We start from the raw sequence: 21,284 nt of genomic DNA, 5'->3' as shown, positions 1-21,284 counted from the left end.
CGCTGCCAGCCTCATTGCAGCCTGTGGCGTGAGCCAGCCGACCCTGTCGCGTGCCATGAAGGCTTTGGGCGATGAAGTGGTGGTGATCGGCGCCGCCCGATCTATTCAATACACGCTGCGAGACACGACCCGAACGGATTTGCACGCGCCGATCTTCCGGGTGTCGTCGAACGGGCAACTGAGAAGTCTCGGCCGCCTCGTGCCGGTTTGCCCTGACGGCTTTGTGATGGAGCAGGCGGAGGGTGCGCCGGTGCATTCCGACAACCTGCCCTGGTGGTTGTTCGACATGCGGCCGCAGGGCTATCTAGGCCGCGCCTACAACCAGCGGCATGGCGAGCGGCTCGGCTTGCCGGCCCGGCTCATCGACTGGAACGACACCCACGTACTGCGCGCGCTGCTGCTGCAGGGCGATGACCTGCCGGGCAACCTGCTGTTGGGGGATGCGGCCTGCACCGCATTCGCCAACGCAGCGGCGCCGAAAGCCATCGCGTTGGTCGGCAAGCCAGTCGCCTACGCCGAATTGGCTGCGGCGGCGGCGCGGGGCGAGCACCACGGGTCTTCCGCGGGCGGCGAACAGCCCAAGTTCACCGCTTACGCGCAGTGCGAGAACGGGCCGGCCCATGTCATCGTCAAGTTCTCGGCGCTGGCCGAAGGACCCGTCAGCCAGCGCTGGCGCGATTTGTTGCAGGCCGAGCATCTGGCGCTGGATGTGCTGCGCGAGAACGGCATCGCCGCCGCACACTCCACCATTCACGACCACGGTGCGCAGCGCTTCCTGGAAGTCCGGCGGTTCGACCGCGATGGCGAGCGTGGCCGCCGCGCCTTGTTCTCGGTCGCGGCGCTAGACGCGCAATTCGTCGGCAGCGCGCGGGCCTGGCCGTCGGTCGTTCGTGCCCTGGCCGACGCGGGCGTCGTGCAGCGCGAGGCGGTCGCCGCCACCGAAACGCTGTGGGCCTTCGGCACCCTGATCGGCAACACCGACATGCACGGCGGCAACCTGTCGTTCATCTCCGAACACGGACGGCCCTACCAGCTGGCGCCGGCCTACGACATGTCACCGATGGCGTTCGCCCCGACGGCTGGCGGCGATCTGGTGCAGCGCGAACTCGGCCTGACCATCGGCAACGAGGTTCCGGCAGCGGCCTGGCACCGGGCCTTGTCGATGGCGCAGGCCTTCGTTGCGCGCCTTCAGGCCTGCGAGGGTTGGAGCGATGGTTTTCGGCCCTGCCTCACGGCGCTGGAAGAGCGCATGGACGAAGCCGCGACGAGGATCGGGCGGCTCGCTCCGTGAGCGCCGGCCTTAAAAGTCTGCGCGAGCCGCTCGGTCGCGGGAGCGTACCTGCCGCATCGGCAGCGCCACGCCCAATCGCCACCGGCCCCAGCCGATGTTCCGATAGCCGAGGCCGTGCAAGCGCAAGCCAATGGCTGGATGCAAGTCGTGGCGATAGCAGACCACGCCCACGCCGTAGAACAGCAGGCGCCACACGCCGGGCGGGGCACGGCCGGGACGGGATGGCAGGCCAGCGCCCACCGAAAGCGCGGCGAGCGCCACCATGTCGGCCCAGCCGAGCCAATATGCGAGGATGTCCAGGTAGGCCATGGATGTGGTTCGGGCACTTCTGTTTGCGAATCGCGTCAGAGAAATTCTGTCTGCCAAACCACAAACCGCCATGTCTTTGCGACGAACCATGAAGAATCGCCGATGAACTCTTTGAATTCCGGTGCGAACCGAACGTCCCGGCGTTTCTGGCAACTCGGCTGGCGTGCGCTGCGGCGCGATCTGCGGGCGGGCGACCTGCGACTGCTGATCGTCGCGGTGACGCTGGCGGTGGCCGCGCTGACCTCGGTCGGCTTCTTCTCCGACCGGCTGCAGGCCGGCCTGGCGCGCGATGCGGGGCAACTGCTCGGCGGCGACGTGGTCGTGGCCAGCGACCACGCGGTGCCGGCGGCGTTCGCCGACCGGGCGCGTCACGAAGGTTTGCAGGCCAGCACCTCGGTCACCTTTCCCACCATGGCCCGCGCGACCGACGCGCAGGGTGGTGCCAGCAAGCTGGTGGCGCTGAAGGCGGTGGATGCGGCCTACCCGCTGCGCGGCAACCTGCGCATTACCAGTGCACAGGGCACCGGCGAAGAGGTGTCCAGGGGCGCACCGGCGCCGGGCGAGATCTGGGTCGACCGGGGCTTGCCGGCCGCGCTCGACGTGAAGATCGGCGACACCCTGCTGCTGGGCGACAAGCCCTTTCGCATCGCCCGGCTGATCGTGATCGAGCCCGATCGCGGCACCGGTTTTCTCAGCTTCTCGCCCCGGGTCATGCTGAATGCGGCCGACCTGGAAGCGACCCGGCTGGTGCAGCCGGCGAGCCGCCTGAACTGGCGCTTCGCGGTGGCCGGCGCCGATACGGCGGCAGTGGCGCGTTATGCCCGCTGGGCCACCGAACTGGCGACGGGGCCGCAGGGGCGCGGCATGCGGGTGGAGTCGCTGGAAACCGGCCGGCCGGAGATGCGGCAGACGCTGGACCGCGCCGGCAAGTTCCTCAATCTGGTGTCGCTGCTGGCGGCGCTGCTGTCGGCCGTGGCGGTGGCGCTGGCCGCGCGCGGCTTCGCGGCGCGGCATCTGGACGACTGCGCGTTGCTGCGGGTGCTGGGGCTGAGCCAGAAGGAGATCGCGCGCAGTTACACCTTCGAGTTCGCGCTGGCCGGCTTGTTCGCCAGCGCGCTCGGCGTGGCGATCGGCTTCGCGGTGCATTACCTCTTCGTGGCGCTGCTGTCGGGCCTGGTCGAAACCAGCCTGCCGGCCGCGGGTGTCCGGCCGGCGGTGCTGGGCGTGGGCATGGGCATGACGCTGCTGCTGGCCTTCGGCCTGCCGCCGGTGCTGCAACTCGCGCAGGTGCCGGCGCTGCGGGTGATTCGGCGCGATGTCGGCGGCCTCAAGCCGGCGTCGGCCGGGGTGCTGGCGTTGGGCGTGGCGGGCTTCGCTGGCCTGCTGGTGGTGGCCAGCCGCGACTTGCTGCTGGGGCTGATCGCGGTCGGCGGCTTCGGCGCGGCGGTGCTGCTGTTCGCAGGCCTGGGCTGGGCGGCGGTGAAGGTGCTGCGCCGCAGCGTCAACGAGAACACCGCGCCGCGCTGGCTGGTGCTGGCCACGCGGCAGATTTCCGCGCGGCCGGTGTACGCGGTGGTGCAGATCAGTTCGCTGTCGGTCGGCTTGCTGGCGCTGGTGTTGCTGGTGCTGCTGCGCACCGATCTCATCGCCAGCTGGCGCGCGGCCACGCCGCCGAACGCGCCGGATCGTTTCGTGATCAATGTGCTGCCCGATCAGGCGGAGGTGTTCCAGCAGGCGCTGCGCGCTGCGGGTGTGGCGCGGTACGACTGGTACCCCATGGTCCGCGGCCGGCTGGTGGCGGTGAACGGCAAGCCGGTCGTGTCGGCCGACTATTCGGAAGACCGCGCACGCCGCCTCGTCGACCGCGAGTTCAACCTCTCCTATGCCACCGAGGAGCCGACGCACAACGAAACCGTGGGCGGCCGCTGGACGCCGGGCGAGGCCGACGCGATCAGCGTCGAATCGGGCCTGGCCGAAACGCTGGGCTTGAAGCTCGGCGACCGGCTGCGCTTCGACATCGGCGGCGCGCAGAACGAGGCGCGCATCACCTCGCTGCGCAAGGTGGACTGGGGCTCGATGCGGGCCAACTTCTTCGCGATGTACCCGGTGGCCCGGCTGCCCGACGACATCGCGGTGACCTATCTCGCCGCTTACCGGGCACCGGCCGAAGGGGCCGCGCTCGACAACCGGCTGGTGCGCGAGTTTCCCAACATCACCAGCGTGGACCTGGGCCAGACGCTGACCCAGATCCAGCGGGTGCTCGACCAGGTGATCCAGGCGGTGGAGTTCCTCTTCGGCTTCACGCTGGCTGCCGGCGTCATCGTGCTGTTCGCAGCCGTGACGGCCACGCGAGACGAACGCGCGAAGGAGTTCGCGATCATGCGGGCGCTGGGGGCGGGGTCGTCGCTGCTGCGGCAGGTGCAGCGGGCGGAACTGGCCGGCGTGGGCTTGCTGGCGGGCTTTCTGGCCAGCGCGGTGGCGGTGGCGGTGGGCTGGGCGCTGGCGCGCTATGCCTTCGATTTCGCCTGGACCGCCTCGCCGCTGGTGCCGGTGCAGGGGGCGCTGGCCGGTGCGGCGCTGGCGCTGGCGGCCGGCTGGTGGGGGCTGCGCGGCGTGCTGACGCGTCCGGTGGTGGAAACGCTGCGCAACGCCGCCGATTGAGCCGGCGGGCCGGCCGAGGCGGCTGGCCCGATGGCGATCAGGCCGCTTCGCCGGCCAGCACCTTCTGCAGTTCGCCGGACTGGTACATCTCCATCATGATGTCCGAGCCGCCGATGAATTCACCGCGGATGTAGAGCTGGGGAATCGTCGGCCACTGACTGAAGGTCTTGATGCCCTGGCGGATTTCGTCGTCTTCGAGCACGTTGACGGTCTTCAGGGCCTTGGTGTCCAGGCCGCTGGCCTTGAGCACCTGGATCGCGCGGCCGGAAAAACCGCATTGCGGAAAGCTGGCCGTGCCCTTCATGAAGAGGACCACGTCGTTGGTCTGGACGAGATCGGCGATACGTTGCTGGGCTTCGCTCATGGGGAGACTCCTCGCGGGCTGGATAAATCGGTGGGGGAAAACAATGGTCGGATTATCGGTGCCCGGCCAGGCGTGCGCCCGAGCAGCGTTCGATCCCGCCGAGATCGGTACGGCTTTGTACTTCTTCAAGACCGGCGCCGGCAAGCAGCGCGCGCACGGCGGCGGCCTGGTCCCAGCCGTGCTCGAGCAGCAGCCAGCCACCGGGCGCGAGCCGGGCGGGCGCATCGCGGACAATGACGCGGATGTCGTCCAGCCCGTCCGCGCCGGCAGTGAGGGCGCTGGTGGGCTCGTGGGCGAGGGCGGGCAGGTGGCTGTCGCCCTCGGCGATGTAGGGCGGGTTGGACACGATCAGCGTGTAAAGCGGCTCAGGCGCGCCGGCGAGCCAGTCGCCGTGGAAGAAACGCACCGCCGGGCCGAGCCGCGCCGCGTTGTTGCGAGCGACGGCGAGCGCCGCTTCGCTGGCGTCGACCGCATCGACCGCCGCCTGCGGCCGGTGCCGGGCGATGGCCAGCGCGATCGCGCCGCTGCCGGTGCCGAGGTCGACGACAGCGGCGGGCGCGTCCGCGGGCAGCAGGTCGAGCGCCCAGTCGACCAGGGTTTCCGTGTCCGGCCGGGGCACGAGCACGCGTGCGTCCACCTGCAGGGGCAGGCCGAAGAATTCCTTTTCGCCGACCAGGTAGGCGACCGGTTCGCCGGCGGTGCGGCGCAGGAACAGCGCTTCGAGCGCACTGGCGGTGTGCTCGGACAGCGCATCGCCGTCGTGGGCGAGCAGCCAGGCGCGCTCGCCCGGGCCGCGGCCAAGGGCGTGCAGCAGCAGAAGCTGGGCGTCGAGCCGGTCCACGCCCAGCACGGTGGCGGCTCGCAGGGTGTCGGCGACGGTCGGCATGTCGGTCGTCTTCAGGCTGCGGCGCCCACTTCGAGCTCGGCCAGCTGTTCGGCCTCGCGGGCGTGCTGCAGGGCGTCGAGCACTTCCTGCAGGTCGCCTTCCATGATGAAGGACAGCTTGTAGAGCGTGAGGTTGATGCGGTGGTCGGTGAGCCGGCCCTGGGGAAAGTTATAGGTGCGGATGCGGTCGCTGCGGTCGCCGCTGCCGATCAGGCCCTTGCGCATGGCCGCGTCCTTGGCGGCGCGTTCACTGCGGTCCTTTTCCTGGATGCGGGCCGACAGCACCTGCAAGGCCTTGGCCTTGTTGCGGTGCTGGCTGCGGTCGTCCTGGCACTCGGCCACGATGCCGGTGGGGATGTGCGTGATGCGCACCGCCGAGTCGGTCTTGTTGATGTGCTGGCCGCCGGCGCCGGAGGCCCGGTAGGTGTCGATGCGCAGGTCGGCCGGGTTGATCTGCACCGCCACGGCTTCGTCGGGCTCGGCCAGCACCGCCACGGTGCAGGCGCTGGTGTGGATGCGGCCCTGGGTTTCGGTGGCGGGCACCCGCTGCACCCGGTGGCCGCCGGACTCGAAGCGCAGTCGGCCGAAGGCGTTGTCGCCCTCGATGCGGAAGACGATTTCCTTGTAGCCGCCGATTTCGCTGTCGCTGGCGCTCACCACCTCGCAGCGCCAGCCGGCGCGCTCGAAATAGCGGGTGTACATGCGTGCCAGGTCGCCGGCGAAGAGGGCGGATTCGTCGCCGCCGGTGCCGGCACGAATTTCCAGGAAGGCGTTGCGCTGGTCGTCCGGATCCTTGGGCAGCAGCAGGCGCTGCAGCTCGGTTTCGAGCTGCTCCAGCTCGGCCTCGGCCGAGGCGATTTCTTCGGCCGCCATCTCGGCCATGTCGGGGTCTTCGAGCATCTCGCGGGCGCTTTCCAGGTCGCAGGTGCGTTGCTTGAAGCGGGCGTAGCGGCCGGCGATCTGGGTGACTTCGGCATGCTCGCGCGAGAGCACGCGGTATTGCGCCATGTCGCCCATGATGTCTTCGCGCGAGAGCAGGAAGTCGAGCTCTTCGAGGCGAACGGCATAACGGTCGAGCTGTTGGCGGAGAAAGTCTTTCAAGGGCGGATGGCGTGCCGGGCACGCGAGAGAGAAATCGGAGGGTTCGGCCCGGCGGGCGGGCGTTGCCGGCGACGCAAGGCGAGAAGGGCGCGGCCTCAGGCCGGCACCGGGCGGCGAGCGCCGCTAGAGCTTGTCGCGCGGCGGGGCCTTGGGGCTCTCGCTGCGCAGGAAGATGCGCGAGACGGTGCGCGCGGTGGCTTCGCGCTGATCGCTGTCGCCGGTGTGCAGCTCGGCCATGGCGCCGTGCAGCATCTTCTGGGTGAGGCCGCGGCTCAGCGCCTCGAGCACGGCGTCCACGTCGTCGCCGCGCGCCAGCAGCTTGCGGGCACGGGCGATTTCGGCAGTGCGCCAGGTGTCGGCCTGCGCGTTGAGCTGGCGGATCAGCGGCACGCTGCCCTTCACCGGATCGCGCTGGTCCATCCAGTGCAGAAAGCTCTGCACGCCGGTGTCGATGATGGATTCGGCCTGCGCCACGGCCGCCTGCCGGTTGGCCTGGGCGGTCTGCACCACGGTGGCGAGGTCGTCGACGGTGTAGAGGTACACGTCGTCGAGTGCCTTCACTTCGGGTTCGATGTCGCGCGGCACGGCCAGGTCGACCATGAACATGGGGCGGTGCTTGCGCTTCTTGAGCGCGCGCTCGACGGCGCCCAGGCCGATGATGGGCAGCGAGCTGGCGGTGCAGCTCACCACGGCGTCGAATTCGTGCAGGCGCTCGGGCAGGTCGGCCAGACGCATCACCTCGCCGTTGAAGCGGCTGGCCAGACGCTCACCGCGCTCGAGCGTGCGGTTGGCGATGGCGATGGATTCGGGGTTGCGGGCGGCGAAGTGCGTGGCGGCCAGCTCGATCATTTCGCCGGCACCGACGAAGAGGATTCGGATCTTGCCGAGGTCTTCGAAGAGCTGCCCCGCCAGGCGCACCGCAGCGGCCGCCATGCTGATGGAATGCGCGCCGATTTCCGTGGAAGTGCGCACTTCCTTGGCGACGGCGAAGGAGCGCTGAAACAGCTGGTTGAGCGTGCTGCCCAGGGCGCCGGCGTTTTCGGCCGCGCGCACCGCGTCCTTCATCTGACCCAGGATCTGCGCTTCGCCGAGCACCATGGAATCGAGTCCGCTGGCCACGCGGAAGGCATGGCGGGCTACCGGGCCGTCCTGCAGCGAGTAAGCATGCGAGCGCAACAGGGAAGGCGTGACGCCGCCGGTCTGCGCCAGCCAGTTCAGGGTGTGATCGAGCGCGGGTGCGTCGCCTGCGCAATAGATTTCGGTGCGGTTGCAGGTGGAGAGGATCGCGGCCTCCACCGAAGGATGCCGCTGGCCGCCGAAGGACTGGCGCAGTCCTTGCAAGGTGGGAGCGATCTGATCGAGCGCGAACGCGAACCTGCCGCGCAGATCGAGCGGTGCCGTCGTGTGATTGAGGCCGAGAGCCCAGACTGCCATCCGCCGATTATAAAATTTGTGGCAATTTGTTGAATGCCTCTAAGGGCAAGCCCGAGGCTATTGCTGCGATAAGCGCTCCATGAACGTCTCCGCCCTGTTGGGTCATCTCATCAATTTCTGCCTGCCGGCCCTGTGGATGGCGGGCGCCGCCGTCCTCTGTGGCGGCTTCCTGCTGCCCTCGCGCGGGCCGGCCTGGCCGATGCGGCTGGGCATCGATTTCGTGGTCGCCCTCGTGGTGCTGGTCGCCGGACTGCTGTGGTTCGGAGGCGACGGAAAAATGACCACCTGGGCGATGCTGATCGCCGCTGTCGCCCTGGCCGAATGCCTGATGCGGCGCCCCGGCCGGCGCTGACGGGCCGTTTATTCGAGCAGATGCCGGCTTTTGAGCTCGGCGAACCAGGCCTCGTAGCCGGCCTGGTTGAGGTGCAGGCCGTCCTGGGTGAACTGCTGCGCCAATTGGCCGGACGGCGCCAGGGCGGTGTTCATGTCGACGAAGGTGCAGCGGCGGGTCTGCTCGCAGAGCTGGCGCAGCAAGGTGTTGAGCCGGGTCACCTTTTCGTTGACCGCCATGTTGGTCGGCGCGGTGACGTAGAGCGTCGACTCCACGAAGATCTTGCGGCTGGGGCTGTCGATCTCCGACACGATCTGGCGATAGGTGGCGAAGACGTCGTCCGGCGCGCGGCCGCGCAGCAGGTCGTTGATGCCGGCCATGATGAAGACCTTGGGCGGCTTGGCCGCGACCAGAGCGCCGAGCCGCATCAGCATGCCGGTGGTGGTGTCGCCGCTGATGCCCAGGTTGAGCACCCGTTGGGCCGGAAAGTAGTTGGCCCACAGGCCGCCCTCGGTGATGCTGTCGCCGAGCAGCGCCACGGTGGGGTTGCTCACCGGCGGCTGCGGCGCCTGCGCGCGGGCCGTGGACATGAGCCGCGGGGCCTGCGACAGAACCAGCAGGGCGGCAGCGGCACAAGCGAAAAGGACGGACTTCTTCATGCGGATCGCGCAGCGGGTGCGAACAGGTCAATGCGGTCCGTGATGATGCCATCGATGCCGAAACCCACGAGCCGGCGTGCGGCTTCGGGCTCGTTGACGGTATAGCTCAGGGCCCGCAGGCCGGCCGCCTGCGTCTGCTCGACCGTCTCGGCGGTCCATTGGGTGTGTTGGTTGACGACCGCCCCGCAGTCGAGCGAGCGGGCCTCGTCCAGCCAGCCTTCGGGCAAGCCGTCGAGCAGCAAGCCGCGCGGCAGATGCGGCGCGGCATGGCGGGCGCCGGCGAGCGCCTTGGGGCTGAAGGACGTGAGCAGCGGCGGCACGGCTGCCTGGGCCCAGCACAGGGCGGCCACGCGCGCGACCTCTTCGCCGGTGGCGCGGTCGGTGCCCGGCGTGGGCTTGATCTCGATGTTGAGGAGCCAGTCGCTGGCCCGGCAGAAGCGGGTGACGTTCTCCAGCGTGGGCAACGGCTCGCCGGCGTATTGCCGCGAATGCCAGCTGCCCGCATCGAGCCGGGCCAGCGTCGACCAGGGCAGGTCGCCGGCGGTGCCCTGGCCGCTGGTGGTGCGCTGCAGGGTGGCGTCGTGCAGCAGAATGACCACGCCGTCGGCGCTGAGCTTGGCGTCGCACTCGAACATGCGCCAGCCGTGCGAGGCACCCAGACGAAACGCGGCGAGGGTGTTTTCGGGGGCCAGCTTGCCGGCGCCGCGGTGGGCGATCCAGAACGGGTAGGGCCAGGGCGCGCTCACAGGCGCTTTCCGCTGGCGGCGTCGAAGGCGTGCAGCCGGTCGGGGCGTGGTCGCACGAAGCAGCGACCGCCGGCCACGGGCGTCGGCGCGCTTTCCTCGATGCGCACGATGAGTGCATCGTCGCCGACCCGGCCGTAGACCAGCCGTTCGGCGCCAAGCAGTTCGACCGTGTCCACGGTCATGGTCCAGGCGCCGGGCGTGCCGGGCGGCACCATGTCGAGATGCTCCGGCCGCACGCCGGTGATGGTGTCCTCGCGCCCGCCCGGTGCGGCCTTCAGCAGGTTCATCGGCGGCGATCCGATGAAGCTCGCCACGAAGGTGGAAGCCGGCCGGTGGTACACCTCTTCGGGCGTGCCGAACTGCTCGGCGCGGCCGGCGTTCATGACCAGCATGCGCTGCGCCAGCGTCATCGCCTCGACCTGGTCGTGGGTGACGAAGAGCGAGGTGATGCCGAGTTCGCGGTGCAGTTTCTGGATCTCGATGCGGGTCTGCGCGCGCAGCTTGGCGTCGAGGTTGGACAGCGGCTCGTCGAACAAAAAGACCTGCGGCTGCCGCACGATTGCCCGGCCCATGGCCACGCGCTGGCGCTGGCCGCCGGAGAGCTCGCGCGGCCGGCGGTCGAGCAGATGGCCCAGCTCCAGGATGGCGGCGGCGCGGTCCACGCGCTGGCGTATCTCGTCCTGGGGCTGGCCGGCGATCTTCAGCCCGTAGGCCATGTTGTCGAAGACGCTCATGTGCGGATAGAGCGCGTAGTTCTGGAACACCATGGCGATGTCGCGCCGGGCCGGCTCCAGCTCGTTCACGACCCGGCCGCCGATGGCGATTTCGCCGCCGGAGATGTCTTCCAGCCCCGCCACCATGCGCAGCAGGGTCGACTTGCCGCAACCCGACGGCCCCACGATGACGATGAACTCGCCCTCGGCGATTTCCGCGTCGATGCCGTGGATGACCTGCAGCGCCTTGGCGCCGCTGCCGTAGCGCTTGATGACGTTGCGAAAGGAGAGAGTGGCCATGTTCCTCAATCAATCTAGGGGCGCCGACGCGCCGCATTTCAGTGGAACACCGTGGGGCCGGCTTTGCCGGACCGCTGGTGTTGCCCCCGGTAGGGGGGAGGCGGCCACACGAAGTGGGCAAGCCTGGGGGCGAGCTATTTCTCGGTATCTACCAGGCCGCGAACGAACCAGCGCTGCATGGCGACCACGACGATCGCCGGCGGCAGCATCGCCAGCAGCGCCGTCGCCATCACGATGTTCCATTCGTTCTGCGCGTCGCCGCCGCCGATCATGCGTTTGATGCCGATCACCACCGGGTACATGTCCTCGCTGGTGGTGGCCAGCAGCGGCCAGAGGTACTGGTTCCAGCCGTAGATGAACTGGATGACGAACAGCGCGGCCATGGCGGTGCGTGACAGCGGCAGCAAAACGTCGAAGAAAAAACGCATCGGCCCGGCGCCGTCCATGCGCGCCGCTTCCACCAGTTCGTCGGGCACGGTCAGGAAGAACTGGCGGAACAGGAAGGTGGCTGTCGCGGAAGCGATCAGCGGCACGGTGAGCCCGGCGTAGCTGTTGAGCATGTGCAGGTCCGACAGCACCTGGTAGGTGGGCAGGATGCGCACTTCCACCGGCAACATCAGGGTGATGAAGATCATCCAGAACACCGCCTTCTTGAACGGAAAGCGGAAGTACACGATGGCGAAGGCCGACAGCAGCGAGATCGCGATCTTGCCGATGGCGATCACCAGTGCGGAGACGAGGCTGATCCACATCATGCGGGCCACCGGCGCATGCGAGCCGGCGCCGGTGTCGCGCCCGAACAGCGCGGCCCGGTAGGTTTCCCAGAAGTAGTCGCCAGGCACCAGCGGCATCGGCAGCTGCACGATTTCCTCCGGTCGATGCGTCGACGCGATGAAGGCCAGATACAGCGGAAAGGCCACGATCAGCACGCCGAGCACCATCACCAGATGCGACAGGACGGTGAGGGCAGGCCGGCGATCAACCATGGCAGAAATCTCGCGCTGGCGTTCGCATCGACCTGTTTCCGAGAACGCCGCCGGGCCGGCTTTGCCGGACGGCCAGCGTTGCCCCCGGTAGGGGGTTGGCGTAGCGACACGAAGTGCGCGAAGACTGGGGGGGAGCCATTAATACTTCACTTTTTTTTCTACATAGCGGAACTGGAAAACCGTCAGCACCACCACGATCGCCATCAGCACCACCGACTGCGCCGCCGAGCCGCCCAGGTCCATGGCCTTGAAGCCGTCGTAATACACGCGGTAGACCAGGATGGAGGTGTCCTTGCCCGGCCCGCCTTGTGTGGCGGCGTCGACGATGCCGAAGGTGTCGAAGAAGGCATACACCACGTTCATCACCGCCAGGAAGAACGTGGTGGGCGAGAGCAGCGGCAGCTGGATCGTCCAGAAGCGCCGCCACGGCCCGGCACCGTCGATGGCGGCGGCTTCGATCAGCGACTTGGGGATCGACTGCAATCCGGCTACGAAGAAGAGGAAGTTGTAGGAGATCTGCTTCCACACCGCGGCCAGCACGATCAGCGTCATGGCCTGGCCGCCGTTGAGCAGGTGGTTCCAGTCGTAGCCCAGCCGGCCCAGCGCATAGGCCACCACGCCCAGCGCCGGCGAGAACATGAAGACCCACAGCACGCCCGCGATGGCCGGGGCCACCGCGTAGGGCAGGATCAGCAGGGTGCGATAGGCGAGCACGCCGCGCACGACACGGTCGGCGAAGATCGCCAGCAGCAGCGACAGCGCGATGCCCAGCACCGCGACCAGCACCGAGAACAGCGCGGTGGTCTTGAAGGTGTCGAGGTAGCCGGGGTCGGAGAACAGGCGCTGGAAGTTGTCCAGCCCCACCCATTCGGTGGAGGTGCCGAAGGCGTCCTGCTCCTGCAGCGACTGCAGGATCGCCTGCCCCGCCGGCCAGAAGAAGAACACACCGATGACCGCCATCTGCGGCGCGATCAGCACCCAGGGCAGCCAGGAGGATCGGAACTGGACGCGCTTTTCCATCAGGCGGCGCCCATCAGCCCTTGTTGGCTTTCTGGAACCGTTCCAGTTGCTCGTTGCCGCGCTTGACGATGCTGCTCAGGGCTTCCTTGGGCGTCTTTTTGCCGGCCCAGACCTGTTCGAGTTCCTCGTCCTCGATGGTGCGGATCTGCACATAGTTGCCCAGTCGGATGCCACGGCTCTTGTCGGTGACCTTGCGGATCATCTGGGTCACGGCCACGTCGGTGCCGGGGTTCTTGGTATAGAAGCCCGAGTCCTCGGTGAGCTTGTAGGCGGCCATGGTGACCGGCAGGTAGCCGGTGCGCTGGTGGCTGGCCGACTGCACCTCGGGGCGCGAGATGAAGTTGAAGAAGGCCGCGACGCCCTTGTAGCGCTCGGGCTGCTTGCTGGCCATCACCCAGAGGCTGGCGCCGCCGATGACGGTGTTCTGCGGCGCGCCGGGTACGTCCGGGTAGAAGGGCAGGGGCGCCAGCCCGTAGGCGAACTTGGCGTTCTTGGCGACGTTGCCGTAGAAGCCCGACGACGTGTTGATCATGGCGCACTCGCCCGAGACGAAGCTCGCCTCCGGCACGTTGGTGCGGCCCTTGTAGACGAACAGGCCTTGCTTGGCCATGTTGGCCAGGTTCTCGATGTGGCGCTGGTGCAGCGGCGAGTCGACCTTGAGCCGCGCATCCAGGCCCTGCAGGCCGTTGGACCGGGTGGCGTACTCCACGTTGTGCCAGGCAGAAAAGCTCTCCAGCTGGGTCCAGCCCTGCCAGGCGGTGGTGAAGGGGCACTTGTGGCCGCTGGCCTTGAGTTTGGCGGCGGCGGCCACCACTTCCGGCCAGGTCGAGGGCGCCTTGTCGGTGGGCAGGCCGGCGGCCTTGAAGGCGTCCTTGTTGAAATAGAAGATGGTGGTGGAGCTGTTGAACGGAAAGCTCAGCATCTGCCCGTTGGGTGCGGTGTAGTAGCCGGCAACGGCGGAGATGTAGGCGTTCTGGTCGAACTTGTAGCCTGCATCGGTCATGACTTTGGTGACCGGCACGATGGCGTTCTTGCTGGCCATCATGGTGGCGGTGCCCACCTCGAACACCTGCAGGATGTCCGGCGCGTTGCCGGCGCGGAAGGCCGCGATGGCGGCGGTCATGGACTCGTCGTAGCTGCCCTTGTACGTGGGCACGATGCGGTACTGCTTCTGGCTGTCGTTGAACTGGCGGGCCAGGTCGTTGACCCATTCGCCGTTGACGGCGGTCATGGAATGCCACCACTGGATCTCGGTCTGCGCCTGGGCGCCGGTGGCGGCCGCTGCGCCGAGCAATGCGGCGAGCGCAAAGGGCTTGAAATTCATCTGCAATGTCTCCTGGACAAAAAGCGAACCGGCCATGCTGGCGCGGTTCGATGACAGTCCCGTGTCTTTTTGATGACCGTCATTCTGCCGTGAAACCGAGGGTTTTCCGGGCCGGACAAACCCTTCGCGCCAAGACCCTTCGAGGCCCGTTGACGGCCGCGGGCCGAGTCCTGATGTTGCAGGGCAGCATGCTAGGATTTCTGCCCTTTTTTGCGCCGTTCGTGGCTGCGGGAACTTATGACGAAGACATCGCTGGACAAGGCCAAGATCAAGATTCTGCTGCTCGAAGGGGTGCATCCTTCGGCGGTCGAAACGCTGAAAAATGCCGGCTATACGCAGATCGAAACCGCGCCCAAGGCGCTGCAGGGAGACGAACTCAAGGCCCGCCTAGCCGACGTCCATTTTCTGGGCATTCGCTCCCAGAGCCAGCTCACCGCCGACGTGCTGGCCCACGCGCCCAAGCTGGTGGCGGTCGGCTGCTTCTGCATCGGCACCAACCAGGTCGACCTGAACGCCGCCCGCGAGCGCGGCATCGTGGTGTTCAACGCGCCGTATTCCAATACCCGCTCGGTGGCCGAGCTGGTGCTGGCCGAGGCGATCCTGCTGCTGCGTGGCGTGCCCGAAAAGAACGCGCTGGCGCACCGCGGCGGCTGGTTGAAGTCGGCGACCAACTCCTACGAGATTCGCGGCAAGACGCTGGGCATCGTGGGTTACGGCTCCATCGGCACTCAGCTGTCGGTGCTGGCCGAGGGCCTGGGCATGCAGGTGGCGTTCTACGACGTGGTCAGCAAGCTGCCGCTGGGCAACGCGCGCCAGGTGCCCACCTTGCGCGAACTGCTGGCGCAGAGCGACATCCTCACGCTGCACGTGCCGGAGACGCCGGCCACGCAATGGATGATCGGCGAGGCCGAGATCGCCGCCATGAAGCACCACGCGATCCTGATCAACGCCTCGCGCGGCACGGTGGTCGATATCGACGCGCTGGCCAAGGCGATCGGCGACAAGAAGCTGCTGGGCGCCGCGCTCGACGTGTTCCCCAAGGAGCCGGGCAGCAACAACGAGCAGTTCGAGTCACCGCTGCGCGGGCTCGACAACGTGATCCTCACGCCGCACATCGGCGGCTCCACCATGGAAGCCCAGGCCAACATCGGCCTGGAAGTGGCCGAGAAGCTGGTGCGCTACAGCGACACCGGCACCACCACCTCGTCGGTCAACTTCCCGGCGGTGGCGCTGCCGGCGCACCCGGGCAAGCACCGGCTGCTGCACATCCACGAGAACAAGCCGGGCGTGCTGTCGGAGATCAATCGCATCCTGTCGGACAACCAGATCAACATCGCGGCGCAGTTTCTGCAGACCGACGAGAGGATCGGTTACGTGGTGATCGACATGGATGCCGCGTCCTCCGAAGTGGCGCAGCAGAAGCTGGCGACGGTGGCCGGCACCATCCGCAGCCGCGTGCTGTTTTGACGTGATGCCGGGATGGAGGTGGCCAGGGCAGCCATCTTCATCCTGTATGTGAAGATTCCGCAAATAGGAATGTTTCTCATCTAAGATCGCGGCCCTAGCCAGCCACAGCACGCACCAGGAGGCTCCTTCCGCGGAGCGCCGCCATTGCCGATACGCCAGCGAATTCGTTCTTTCGCAGGAAATCGGTTCATGTCAGTTTTCGCTTTCCCGGCTGCGGCCGGGCGTGCCCCGTCGGGGTCGTCTCTCACTTTTTCCCGTTGCCTCTCCAAACCGGTATCGGCGGGTGCGCGCCGCCGTTTGGCGCGCACCGTGCTGTGCGTGGCGGCGCAAGCCTGCATCGCCTGCAGCGCGACGCAGGCACTGGCCCAGACGCCCGCCAACGGCGCGCACATGGCGGCCACCGCCGACTTCGACCAACCCGCGATGCCGCTGGCAGCCGGCCTGCGCCAGGCCGCTGCGGCGGCCGGCGTCGACCTGTCGGTCGATCCCGTGCTGGTGGCCGGTCGCAGCGCGCCGGCCTTGCGCGGCCGCTTCAGCCTCGAATCGGCCATCGGCCAACTGCTCGCCGGCACCGGCCTGCGGCTGCAGATGCTCGGCGCCGGCCGTTATGCGGTCGCTGCGGTCGACGGCCGGCTCGAACCGCTCGTCGTGCAGGCGCGCCGCGAACCATCGACGGGCACCAGCACGGTGGTAACGGCCGACGAGCTCGATCGCCTCGGCGTGACCGACATGGCCGGCGTGATCCGCAACCAGCCGCTGGTCAGTGCGCCGGCCGCCACCAGCGGCGGCGGCAACGTCTGGGACGGTGCCGGCACCACCGGCTACAACGTGCGCGGCGTGGAGGGCAACCGGGTGAGCCTGGACGTGGACGGCGTGGAGCTGCCACCGGCCGCACCCAAGCCCGACGGCCTGGCGTCCAACGCCTTCGGCGTGGGCCGCGACTACATCGACCCGGAGCTGTTCCGCGAGGTGCGTATCGATTCCGGCACCACCTCGACCGGCCGCGCGGGCGCACAAGGCCTGGGCGGCGGCGTGGCCTTCGTCACCAAGTCGCCCGAAGACTACCTGCGCGACGGCACCACCCGCTACGGCGCCTACAAGCTGGGTTATTCGTCGGCGAGCAACACGCTGTCCAACGCGGTGACGGCGGCCGCGCGCATCGACCAGGTGCAGGTGCTCGGCGTGTATTCGCGACGCGACGGCCACGAACTGGAGAACAACGGTGCGGTCAAGCCCAACCCGGACGACTGGCATTCGGACGCGATGCTGGCCAAGTTCCGCTGGGCCGACGACCCGGTGCACAAGTTCGGCCTGACGCTCGATCTCTACCGACGCCGCAACGACCGCGAGTACGACAACAAGACATCGACCAGCTACCCGCAAGGCGCGACGCAGAGCGCGGTCGCCTCGCGCTACCGGGTCGGCGTGGACCACGAGTTCACGCCCGGCACCGGCAGGTACGCGCTCTTCGACTCCATCAAGACCCGTGCCTGGCTGCAGTCCGCAAGTGAAGACGACGACACCCAGGCTGCCTACCTCAGCGGCGGACAGACCTACCAGCGGTCGCTGTCGACCAGCTACGACAACGACAGCGCCGGCATCGCGGTCGATGCCCGCAAGCTGCTCGACCAGCATCTGGTGTCGTACGGCCTGGGGCTGGACCAGGGCGCGTCGAGTCGGCCGTGGTCGGAGTTGCGCACCAACGCGGCGGGCAACGTGGTGGCGGGCAGTACCGGCAGCAAGAACCGCATGGCCGACACCGACACCACCCGCGTCAACGCCTATGTGCGCGACGAATACAGCTTCGACCTGGCCGGCCACCGCGCCACGGTCACGCCCGCGCTGCGCGCCGAATACTGGCGCATGAAGCCTGACGACACCGGTTATGCGACCTCGGTTTCCGGCGCCTCGTCCGAGCTGCAGACCGACAGCGGCGCCGCGCTGCTGCCCGGCCTGAGCCTGGCGCTGGAAATGCAGCCCGGCCTCGACGCCTACCTGCAATACAACCGGGGCCTGAGGGTGCCGACGGCAGCCGAGAAGACCGGCACCTACGACTCCTTCAGCTACACCGGCGGCAGCGCCGGCTACGCGGTGCTGGGCAATGCCGACCTGAAGAACGAAACCAGCGACGCCTTCGAGCTGGGCTTCAAGGGTGCGGCCGCGCCAGGCATCACGCTGCGGGCCGCGGCCTTCTATACGCGGTACCACGACTTCATCGAATACGCGGCGCAAGGCACCGACCCGGTGAACTACCCCACGGTCACCTTCGGCCTGTATCGGCCCGAGAACATCGGCAAGGCCGAGATCTGGGGCGGCGAATTCGCGACCCGCATCGAGGCGGGCGAATTCGTCCGCGGTCTGCGCGGCTTCAGTCTGGAATTCGCCGGGGGAGTGAGCGACAGCAAGGCCACCAACACCACCACCGGCAACAGCGGCAAGCTCGCCTCGGTGGCTCCGGCCAAGGTGGTCGCCACGCTGGGCTATACCGATCCGGGCAGGCGATTCGGCGTTTTCGGCACGGTCACCGGCGTGCGGGCGCGGCAGGCCGACGGCGACGTGATCGCGGGCTCGACCACCAGCACCTTCGCGGTGCCGGGCTACGGCACACTGGACTTCACCGCGTTCTGGAACCTCACGCCGAAAGTGCGGCTGAACGCCGGCCTGTACAACGTCGGCGACAAGAAATATTGGAACTACGCCACGGTGCGCGCCCTGTCGGCCAGCACCGCCGCGCAGATCACCGAAATCAACCGCGTCAGCATGCCCGGGCGCAACCTGGGTGTCAGCCTGAACGTGATCTTCTGAACCCCGCCGCATCGCCGAGGACTCATCACCATGAACCACACGACAAGACGACATTTCCATCGCCTGGCCCTGGCCGCCGGGCTACCGCTGGGCCTGCTGGCGCGCGCCGCATCGGCCGCCGAGCCGGGCCTGGCCGATCGCTGGGACAGGCTGCGCGCCGAACAACCCCGTCTGCCGGCGCGTGACGCCGCGCGCACACTCGGCGTGTCCGAAGCCGAACTGCTGGCCACGCGCGTCGGCAGCGTCGCCACCCGGCTGCAGGAGGGCAGCGACGCGGCACGCGAGATCATGCGGCGGGTGCTGGGCCTGGGCGAGATCACCGCGATCACGCGCAACGAGCACAGCGTGATCGAAACCACCGGCGTGCCCCGGCCGCTGCCCGAGCAGATGACCCGCGGCAGCGGCGACGCCAAGGCCGACGAGGAGCGGCGGCTGCGCATGCGCAACGTGGTCGGCTACCTGGGCGGGCCGATCGACCTGCGCATCGACTTCGCCGCCTGGCGCCACGCCTTCGCCGTGACCCAGCCCGGCGCGCAAGGCAAGACCAGCCGCAGCCTGCAGTTCTTCGATGCCCAGGGCCAGGCGGTGCACAAGGTCTACCTGACCGAAGGCTCGGACCTGGCTGCCTTCGACCGGGTGGTGGCCGATTTCGCCGCCCAAGCGCAATCGGCCGCGCTGACGGTGGAGCCGGCGCCGCCCCGCCCGGCGGTGCGGCCCGACAGCGCGATCGACCTCGCCGAGTTCCGGCTGGCCTGGAACGAGATCACCGACGTGCACCAGTTCGCCCGCCTGCTCACCGACTTCAAGGTGGAGCGCCAGCAGGCCCTGCGCCTGGCGCCGGCCGGCAAGACCGCCGCGCTGGAGCCGCTGGCGGTGCGCTCGCTGCTGCACGAAGCGGCGGCGAAGCGGGTGGCGATCATGGCTTTTGTCGGCAACCGGGGCGTCACCCAAATCTTCAGCGGCACGGTCACCAGGGTGGAAGAGGCCGGCGGTTATTTCAACGTGCTCGACCCGACGTTCAACCTGCACCTGCGTGACCGCCACTTCCGGTCGGCCTGGCTGATCGAGCGGGGCAACGTGGTGTCGGTGGAGTTCTACGACGACCAGGGCGACCTCGCGGTGAGCTTCTTCGGCGTGCATGCGCGCGGCGAGCCGCAGCCCGAGGCCTGGAAGGCGCTGGCACGCGGGCTGCCGCGCCTGCCGGCCTGACGAGAAAAAAAGAAGAGAAAGAAAAAGAGGAGACCCGGCGCCGTGTGCTGCGCTTCAGCCGCGCAGCACGCGGTTCTTGCCGGAGCGCTTGGCCAAGTACATCGCCTGGTCGGCGCGCTTGATCGCGTCGAAAGGGTCTTCGTGCCCCGCCACCTGCGCCACGCCGGCACTGAAGGTGATCAGCACCTTGTCGTTGTTCTGCATGAAGAAGCGACGGGTGAGCTCGCGCTGCAGCCGCTGCATGGCTTCGACGCCGGCGTCGACCGGGGTGTCGGGCAGCAGCACCACGAATTCCTCGCCGCCGTAGCGGGCCAGCACGTCCTGCGGACGCATCGCCTCGCGGGCGACGCGCGCCAGGTGCACCAGGGCCGCGTCGCCGCCGTCGTGGCCGATGCGGTCGTTGAGCAGCTTGAAGTTGTCGATGTCGAGCAGGGCCACGCACAGCGGCGCGATCGCCAGGCCGTCGGCCGCGCCGGCGCGGCGGGCACGGGCGATCTCACGTTCCAGCGCCTCGTCCATGCCCTTGCGGTTGAGCGCGCCCGTCAGCGGATCGTGGCGAGCTTCGGCGCTGGCCTTTTCCAGGGCCATGCGCAGCTTGCCGACGTCTTCCTGGGCTTGCTCGCTGCGCTGGCGGATGGTCTGCAGGTCGTCGTGGGTCATGCGGCTGTCGAGGGCCATCGCGCGGGTGGCGGTGATGACCTCCTGCAGCACCGGCGCGATCTCCTCGATGCTGTGCGCCGATCCCAGGCGCTCGGCGCAGCCTTCGATCTTGTCGTGGTAGACGCCGCTCTTCTCGGTCATGGAGGAGAGCCGGTCGATGAAGGCGGTGAGCATCTCCTTCATCTGTTCCTGCGCCTCGACGGTACGGGAGCGGGTTTCGGTCTGCTTGAAGATCACGTCGCGCAGCCGCGCGTGCAGGTCGTCGAGCTTGCGCAGTTCGAGCGGCGGGGTGGCGGCGGCGAGCAGGGCTTCGGCCTGGCCCTGCAGCCATTTGTCGTCGGCGCTCAGCACGGCGATGTTGCGAAAGAGTTCGTGCAGCGCGTGCAGCAAGCCGCTGCGGATGGCGGTCTGCGCCTCGGTCGCGAAGGACAACCGAAAGCCGAAATTGGCCAGCAGCACCTTGAGTGCGGCCATGTCGGGCTGCGGCTGGCGCAGGGCGCGCACCACTTCGCCCGCCTGCTCGCTGACGCGCGGGTCGTCGGCGGAAGCGGCCGGCGCCACATGCTCGATGAGGCGGGCGACCTGTTCGAGCACCTGGCCGGGCAGGGCGGCGGCGACATCGACGGCGGCGGTCTCGATGCCGGTGACCACCGGCGCTGCGGCTGGGGCTTCGGCCGGCGCGGGTGCCGGGGCCGGGCCGGCGGCGCTCAGGCCGAGGCCCAGGTTAGCGTAGGCCACGATGGTGCGCTGCAGCTCGGCCCAGCTCGATTGCTCGATCGCGGCCTCGAACTGCTGCAGCAAGCGCTTCTGCGCCGGCGTCTGGCCGGGCAGGATGCGCAGGATCTGGCGCAGCGGGCTTTCCGGAAACGGCGCGGGCGAGCGCACGCCGGCGATCTCGTCGTAGATCGTGCGGTAGTTTTCCGGCGTCGGCGGCAGCCGGCGCATGGCCAGCTGCTTGAAGGTCTCTCGCGCGAATTCGGCTGCGTTGCGGTCGGGCGGCATTGTGGAGGGCGGGTGAA

The 21,284-nt window shown here is 68.4% G+C and carries 18 protein-coding genes; 6 read left to right on the top strand and 12 right to left on the bottom strand.

All coding sequences use genetic code 11. The features are described from left to right. The first annotated feature begins 28 nt into the window (after positions 1-28). Positions 29-1,291, top strand: a complete 1,263-nt coding sequence (gene yjjJ / locus R9X41_RS14015; RefSeq protein WP_318631061.1) for a type II toxin-antitoxin system HipA family toxin YjjJ — start codon at positions 29-31, stop codon at positions 1,289-1,291. Positions 1,292-1,300: 9 nt separating this feature from the next. On the opposite strand, the gene R9X41_RS14010 is transcribed toward yjjJ, so the two are convergent. Further along, positions 1,301-1,600: a hypothetical protein gene (locus R9X41_RS14010; protein ID WP_318631060.1), complete on the bottom strand. Its 300-nt coding sequence runs from the start codon at positions 1,598-1,600 to the stop codon at positions 1,301-1,303. Between the two features lie 102 nt (positions 1,601-1,702). Here R9X41_RS14010 and R9X41_RS14005 point away from each other — a divergent pair, with 102 nt between their 5' ends. Next, on the top strand, positions 1,703-4,261 hold the full coding sequence (locus R9X41_RS14005) for an ABC transporter permease (protein ID WP_318631059.1): 2,559 nt from the start codon (positions 1,703-1,705) through the stop codon (positions 4,259-4,261). A 37-nt stretch (positions 4,262-4,298) separates the two neighbouring features. On the opposite strand, the gene grxD is transcribed toward R9X41_RS14005, so the two are convergent. From grxD to hemA, 4 genes are all read right to left on the bottom strand, one after another. Further along, entirely contained in the window at positions 4,299-4,625 is a 327-nt protein-coding gene (gene grxD / locus R9X41_RS14000) for a Grx4 family monothiol glutaredoxin (protein WP_318631058.1), read from the bottom strand. A gap of 52 nt (positions 4,626-4,677) precedes the next feature. Next, a complete protein-coding gene (gene prmC / locus R9X41_RS13995; protein WP_318631057.1) occupies positions 4,678-5,511 on the bottom strand; it encodes a peptide chain release factor N(5)-glutamine methyltransferase in 834 nt (277 codons plus the stop codon). A gap of 11 nt (positions 5,512-5,522) precedes the next feature. Continuing rightward, the gene (gene prfA, locus R9X41_RS13990; protein WP_318631056.1) at positions 5,523-6,611 is read right to left on the bottom strand and encodes a peptide chain release factor 1; all 1,089 of its coding nucleotides are present in this window, start codon (positions 6,609-6,611) and stop codon (positions 5,523-5,525) included. Between the two features lie 123 nt (positions 6,612-6,734). Continuing rightward, entirely contained in the window at positions 6,735-8,045 is a 1,311-nt protein-coding gene (gene hemA / locus R9X41_RS13985; RefSeq protein ID WP_318631055.1) for a glutamyl-tRNA reductase, read from the bottom strand. A 79-nt stretch (positions 8,046-8,124) separates the two neighbouring features. Between hemA and R9X41_RS13980 the strand changes: the two genes are divergently transcribed. Then, positions 8,125-8,397: a hypothetical protein gene (locus tag R9X41_RS13980; protein WP_318631054.1), complete on the top strand. Its 273-nt coding sequence runs from the start codon at positions 8,125-8,127 to the stop codon at positions 8,395-8,397. An 8-nt stretch (positions 8,398-8,405) separates the two neighbouring features. Here the strand turns inward: R9X41_RS13980 and R9X41_RS13975 are convergent, their stop codons facing one another. From R9X41_RS13975 to ugpB, 6 genes are all read right to left on the bottom strand, one after another. Further along, positions 8,406-9,035, bottom strand: a complete 630-nt coding sequence (locus R9X41_RS13975; RefSeq protein WP_318631053.1) for a GDSL-type esterase/lipase family protein — start codon at positions 9,033-9,035, stop codon at positions 8,406-8,408. Next, complete coding sequence (ugpQ, locus tag R9X41_RS13970; RefSeq protein ID WP_318631052.1) at positions 9,032-9,781, bottom strand: glycerophosphodiester phosphodiesterase; 750 nt, start codon at positions 9,779-9,781, stop codon at positions 9,032-9,034. The genes R9X41_RS13975 and ugpQ overlap by 4 nt, the downstream gene beginning before the upstream one ends. Next, positions 9,778-10,794: a sn-glycerol-3-phosphate ABC transporter ATP-binding protein UgpC gene (ugpC, locus tag R9X41_RS13965; protein WP_318631051.1), complete on the bottom strand. Its 1,017-nt coding sequence runs from the start codon at positions 10,792-10,794 to the stop codon at positions 9,778-9,780. Before ugpC ends, ugpQ begins: the two co-directional genes overlap by 4 nt. Positions 10,795-10,928: 134 nt before the next feature. Beyond that, entirely contained in the window at positions 10,929-11,780 is an 852-nt protein-coding gene (ugpE, locus tag R9X41_RS13960) for a sn-glycerol-3-phosphate ABC transporter permease UgpE (protein WP_318631050.1), read from the bottom strand. A gap of 138 nt (positions 11,781-11,918) precedes the next feature. Then, the gene (gene ugpA, locus R9X41_RS13955) at positions 11,919-12,800 is read right to left on the bottom strand and encodes a sn-glycerol-3-phosphate ABC transporter permease UgpA (protein WP_318631049.1); all 882 of its coding nucleotides are present in this window, start codon (positions 12,798-12,800) and stop codon (positions 11,919-11,921) included. 13 nt (positions 12,801-12,813) lie between these two features. Continuing rightward, positions 12,814-14,124 carry a sn-glycerol-3-phosphate ABC transporter substrate-binding protein UgpB gene (ugpB, locus tag R9X41_RS13950; protein WP_318631048.1) on the bottom strand — a complete coding sequence of 437 codons (1,311 nt, stop codon included), beginning with the start codon at positions 14,122-14,124 and terminating at the stop codon, positions 12,814-12,816. Between the two features lie 237 nt (positions 14,125-14,361). Here ugpB and serA point away from each other — a divergent pair, with 237 nt between their 5' ends. From serA to R9X41_RS13935, 3 genes are all read left to right on the top strand, one after another. Next, the gene (serA, locus tag R9X41_RS13945) at positions 14,362-15,591 is read left to right on the top strand and encodes a phosphoglycerate dehydrogenase (RefSeq protein ID WP_318631047.1); all 1,230 of its coding nucleotides are present in this window, start codon (positions 14,362-14,364) and stop codon (positions 15,589-15,591) included. A gap of 189 nt (positions 15,592-15,780) precedes the next feature. After that, positions 15,781-18,396, top strand: a complete 2,616-nt coding sequence (locus R9X41_RS13940; protein WP_318631046.1) for a TonB-dependent receptor — start codon at positions 15,781-15,783, stop codon at positions 18,394-18,396. 30 nt (positions 18,397-18,426) lie between these two features. After that, on the top strand, positions 18,427-19,605 hold the full coding sequence (locus tag R9X41_RS13935) for a hemin-degrading factor (RefSeq protein WP_318631045.1): 1,179 nt from the start codon (positions 18,427-18,429) through the stop codon (positions 19,603-19,605). Positions 19,606-19,659: 54 nt separating this feature from the next. Here R9X41_RS13935 and R9X41_RS13930 read toward each other — a convergent pair whose 3' ends face one another. Further along, a complete protein-coding gene (locus R9X41_RS13930; protein ID WP_318631044.1) occupies positions 19,660-21,267 on the bottom strand; it encodes a GGDEF domain-containing protein in 1,608 nt (535 codons plus the stop codon). Positions 21,268-21,284 lie beyond the last annotated feature (17 nt).

Source organism: Xylophilus sp. GOD-11R (assembly GCF_033546935.1).
Lineage (GTDB): Bacteria > Pseudomonadota > Gammaproteobacteria > Burkholderiales > Burkholderiaceae_C > Xylophilus.
The sequence above is the reverse complement of the archived record's forward strand: the minus strand, read 5'-3'. Positions and strand labels throughout refer to the sequence as shown.

Excerpts from the sequence above, each read along its gene's own strand:
- R9X41_RS13980 (WP_318631054.1), top strand. The coding sequence starts at position 8,125 with ATGAACGTCTCCGCCCTGTTGGGTCATCTCATCAATTTCTGCCTGCCG.
- prmC (WP_318631057.1), bottom strand. The coding sequence starts at position 5,511 with ATGCCGACCGTCGCCGACACCCTGCGAGCCGCCACCGTGCTGGGCGTG.
- ugpC (WP_318631051.1), bottom strand. The coding sequence starts at position 10,794 with ATGGCCACTCTCTCCTTTCGCAACGTCATCAAGCGCTACGGCAGCGGC.
- serA (WP_318631047.1), top strand. The coding sequence starts at position 14,362 with ATGACGAAGACATCGCTGGACAAGGCCAAGATCAAGATTCTGCTGCTC.
- ugpB (WP_318631048.1), bottom strand. The coding sequence starts at position 14,124 with ATGAATTTCAAGCCCTTTGCGCTCGCCGCATTGCTCGGCGCAGCGGCC.
- R9X41_RS13930 (WP_318631044.1), bottom strand. The coding sequence starts at position 21,267 with ATGCCGCCCGACCGCAACGCAGCCGAATTCGCGCGAGAGACCTTCAAG.
- ugpE (WP_318631050.1), bottom strand. The coding sequence starts at position 11,780 with ATGGTTGATCGCCGGCCTGCCCTCACCGTCCTGTCGCATCTGGTGATG.
- ugpA (WP_318631049.1), bottom strand. The coding sequence starts at position 12,800 with ATGGAAAAGCGCGTCCAGTTCCGATCCTCCTGGCTGCCCTGGGTGCTG.
- hemA (WP_318631055.1), bottom strand. The coding sequence starts at position 8,045 with ATGGCAGTCTGGGCTCTCGGCCTCAATCACACGACGGCACCGCTCGAT.
- R9X41_RS13975 (WP_318631053.1), bottom strand. The coding sequence starts at position 9,035 with ATGAAGAAGTCCGTCCTTTTCGCTTGTGCCGCTGCCGCCCTGCTGGTT.
- R9X41_RS13935 (WP_318631045.1), top strand. The coding sequence starts at position 18,427 with ATGAACCACACGACAAGACGACATTTCCATCGCCTGGCCCTGGCCGCC.
- grxD (WP_318631058.1), bottom strand. The coding sequence starts at position 4,625 with ATGAGCGAAGCCCAGCAACGTATCGCCGATCTCGTCCAGACCAACGAC.
- R9X41_RS14010 (WP_318631060.1), bottom strand. The coding sequence starts at position 1,600 with ATGGCCTACCTGGACATCCTCGCATATTGGCTCGGCTGGGCCGACATG.
- R9X41_RS14005 (WP_318631059.1), top strand. The coding sequence starts at position 1,703 with ATGAACTCTTTGAATTCCGGTGCGAACCGAACGTCCCGGCGTTTCTGG.
- R9X41_RS13940 (WP_318631046.1), top strand. The coding sequence starts at position 15,781 with ATGTCAGTTTTCGCTTTCCCGGCTGCGGCCGGGCGTGCCCCGTCGGGG.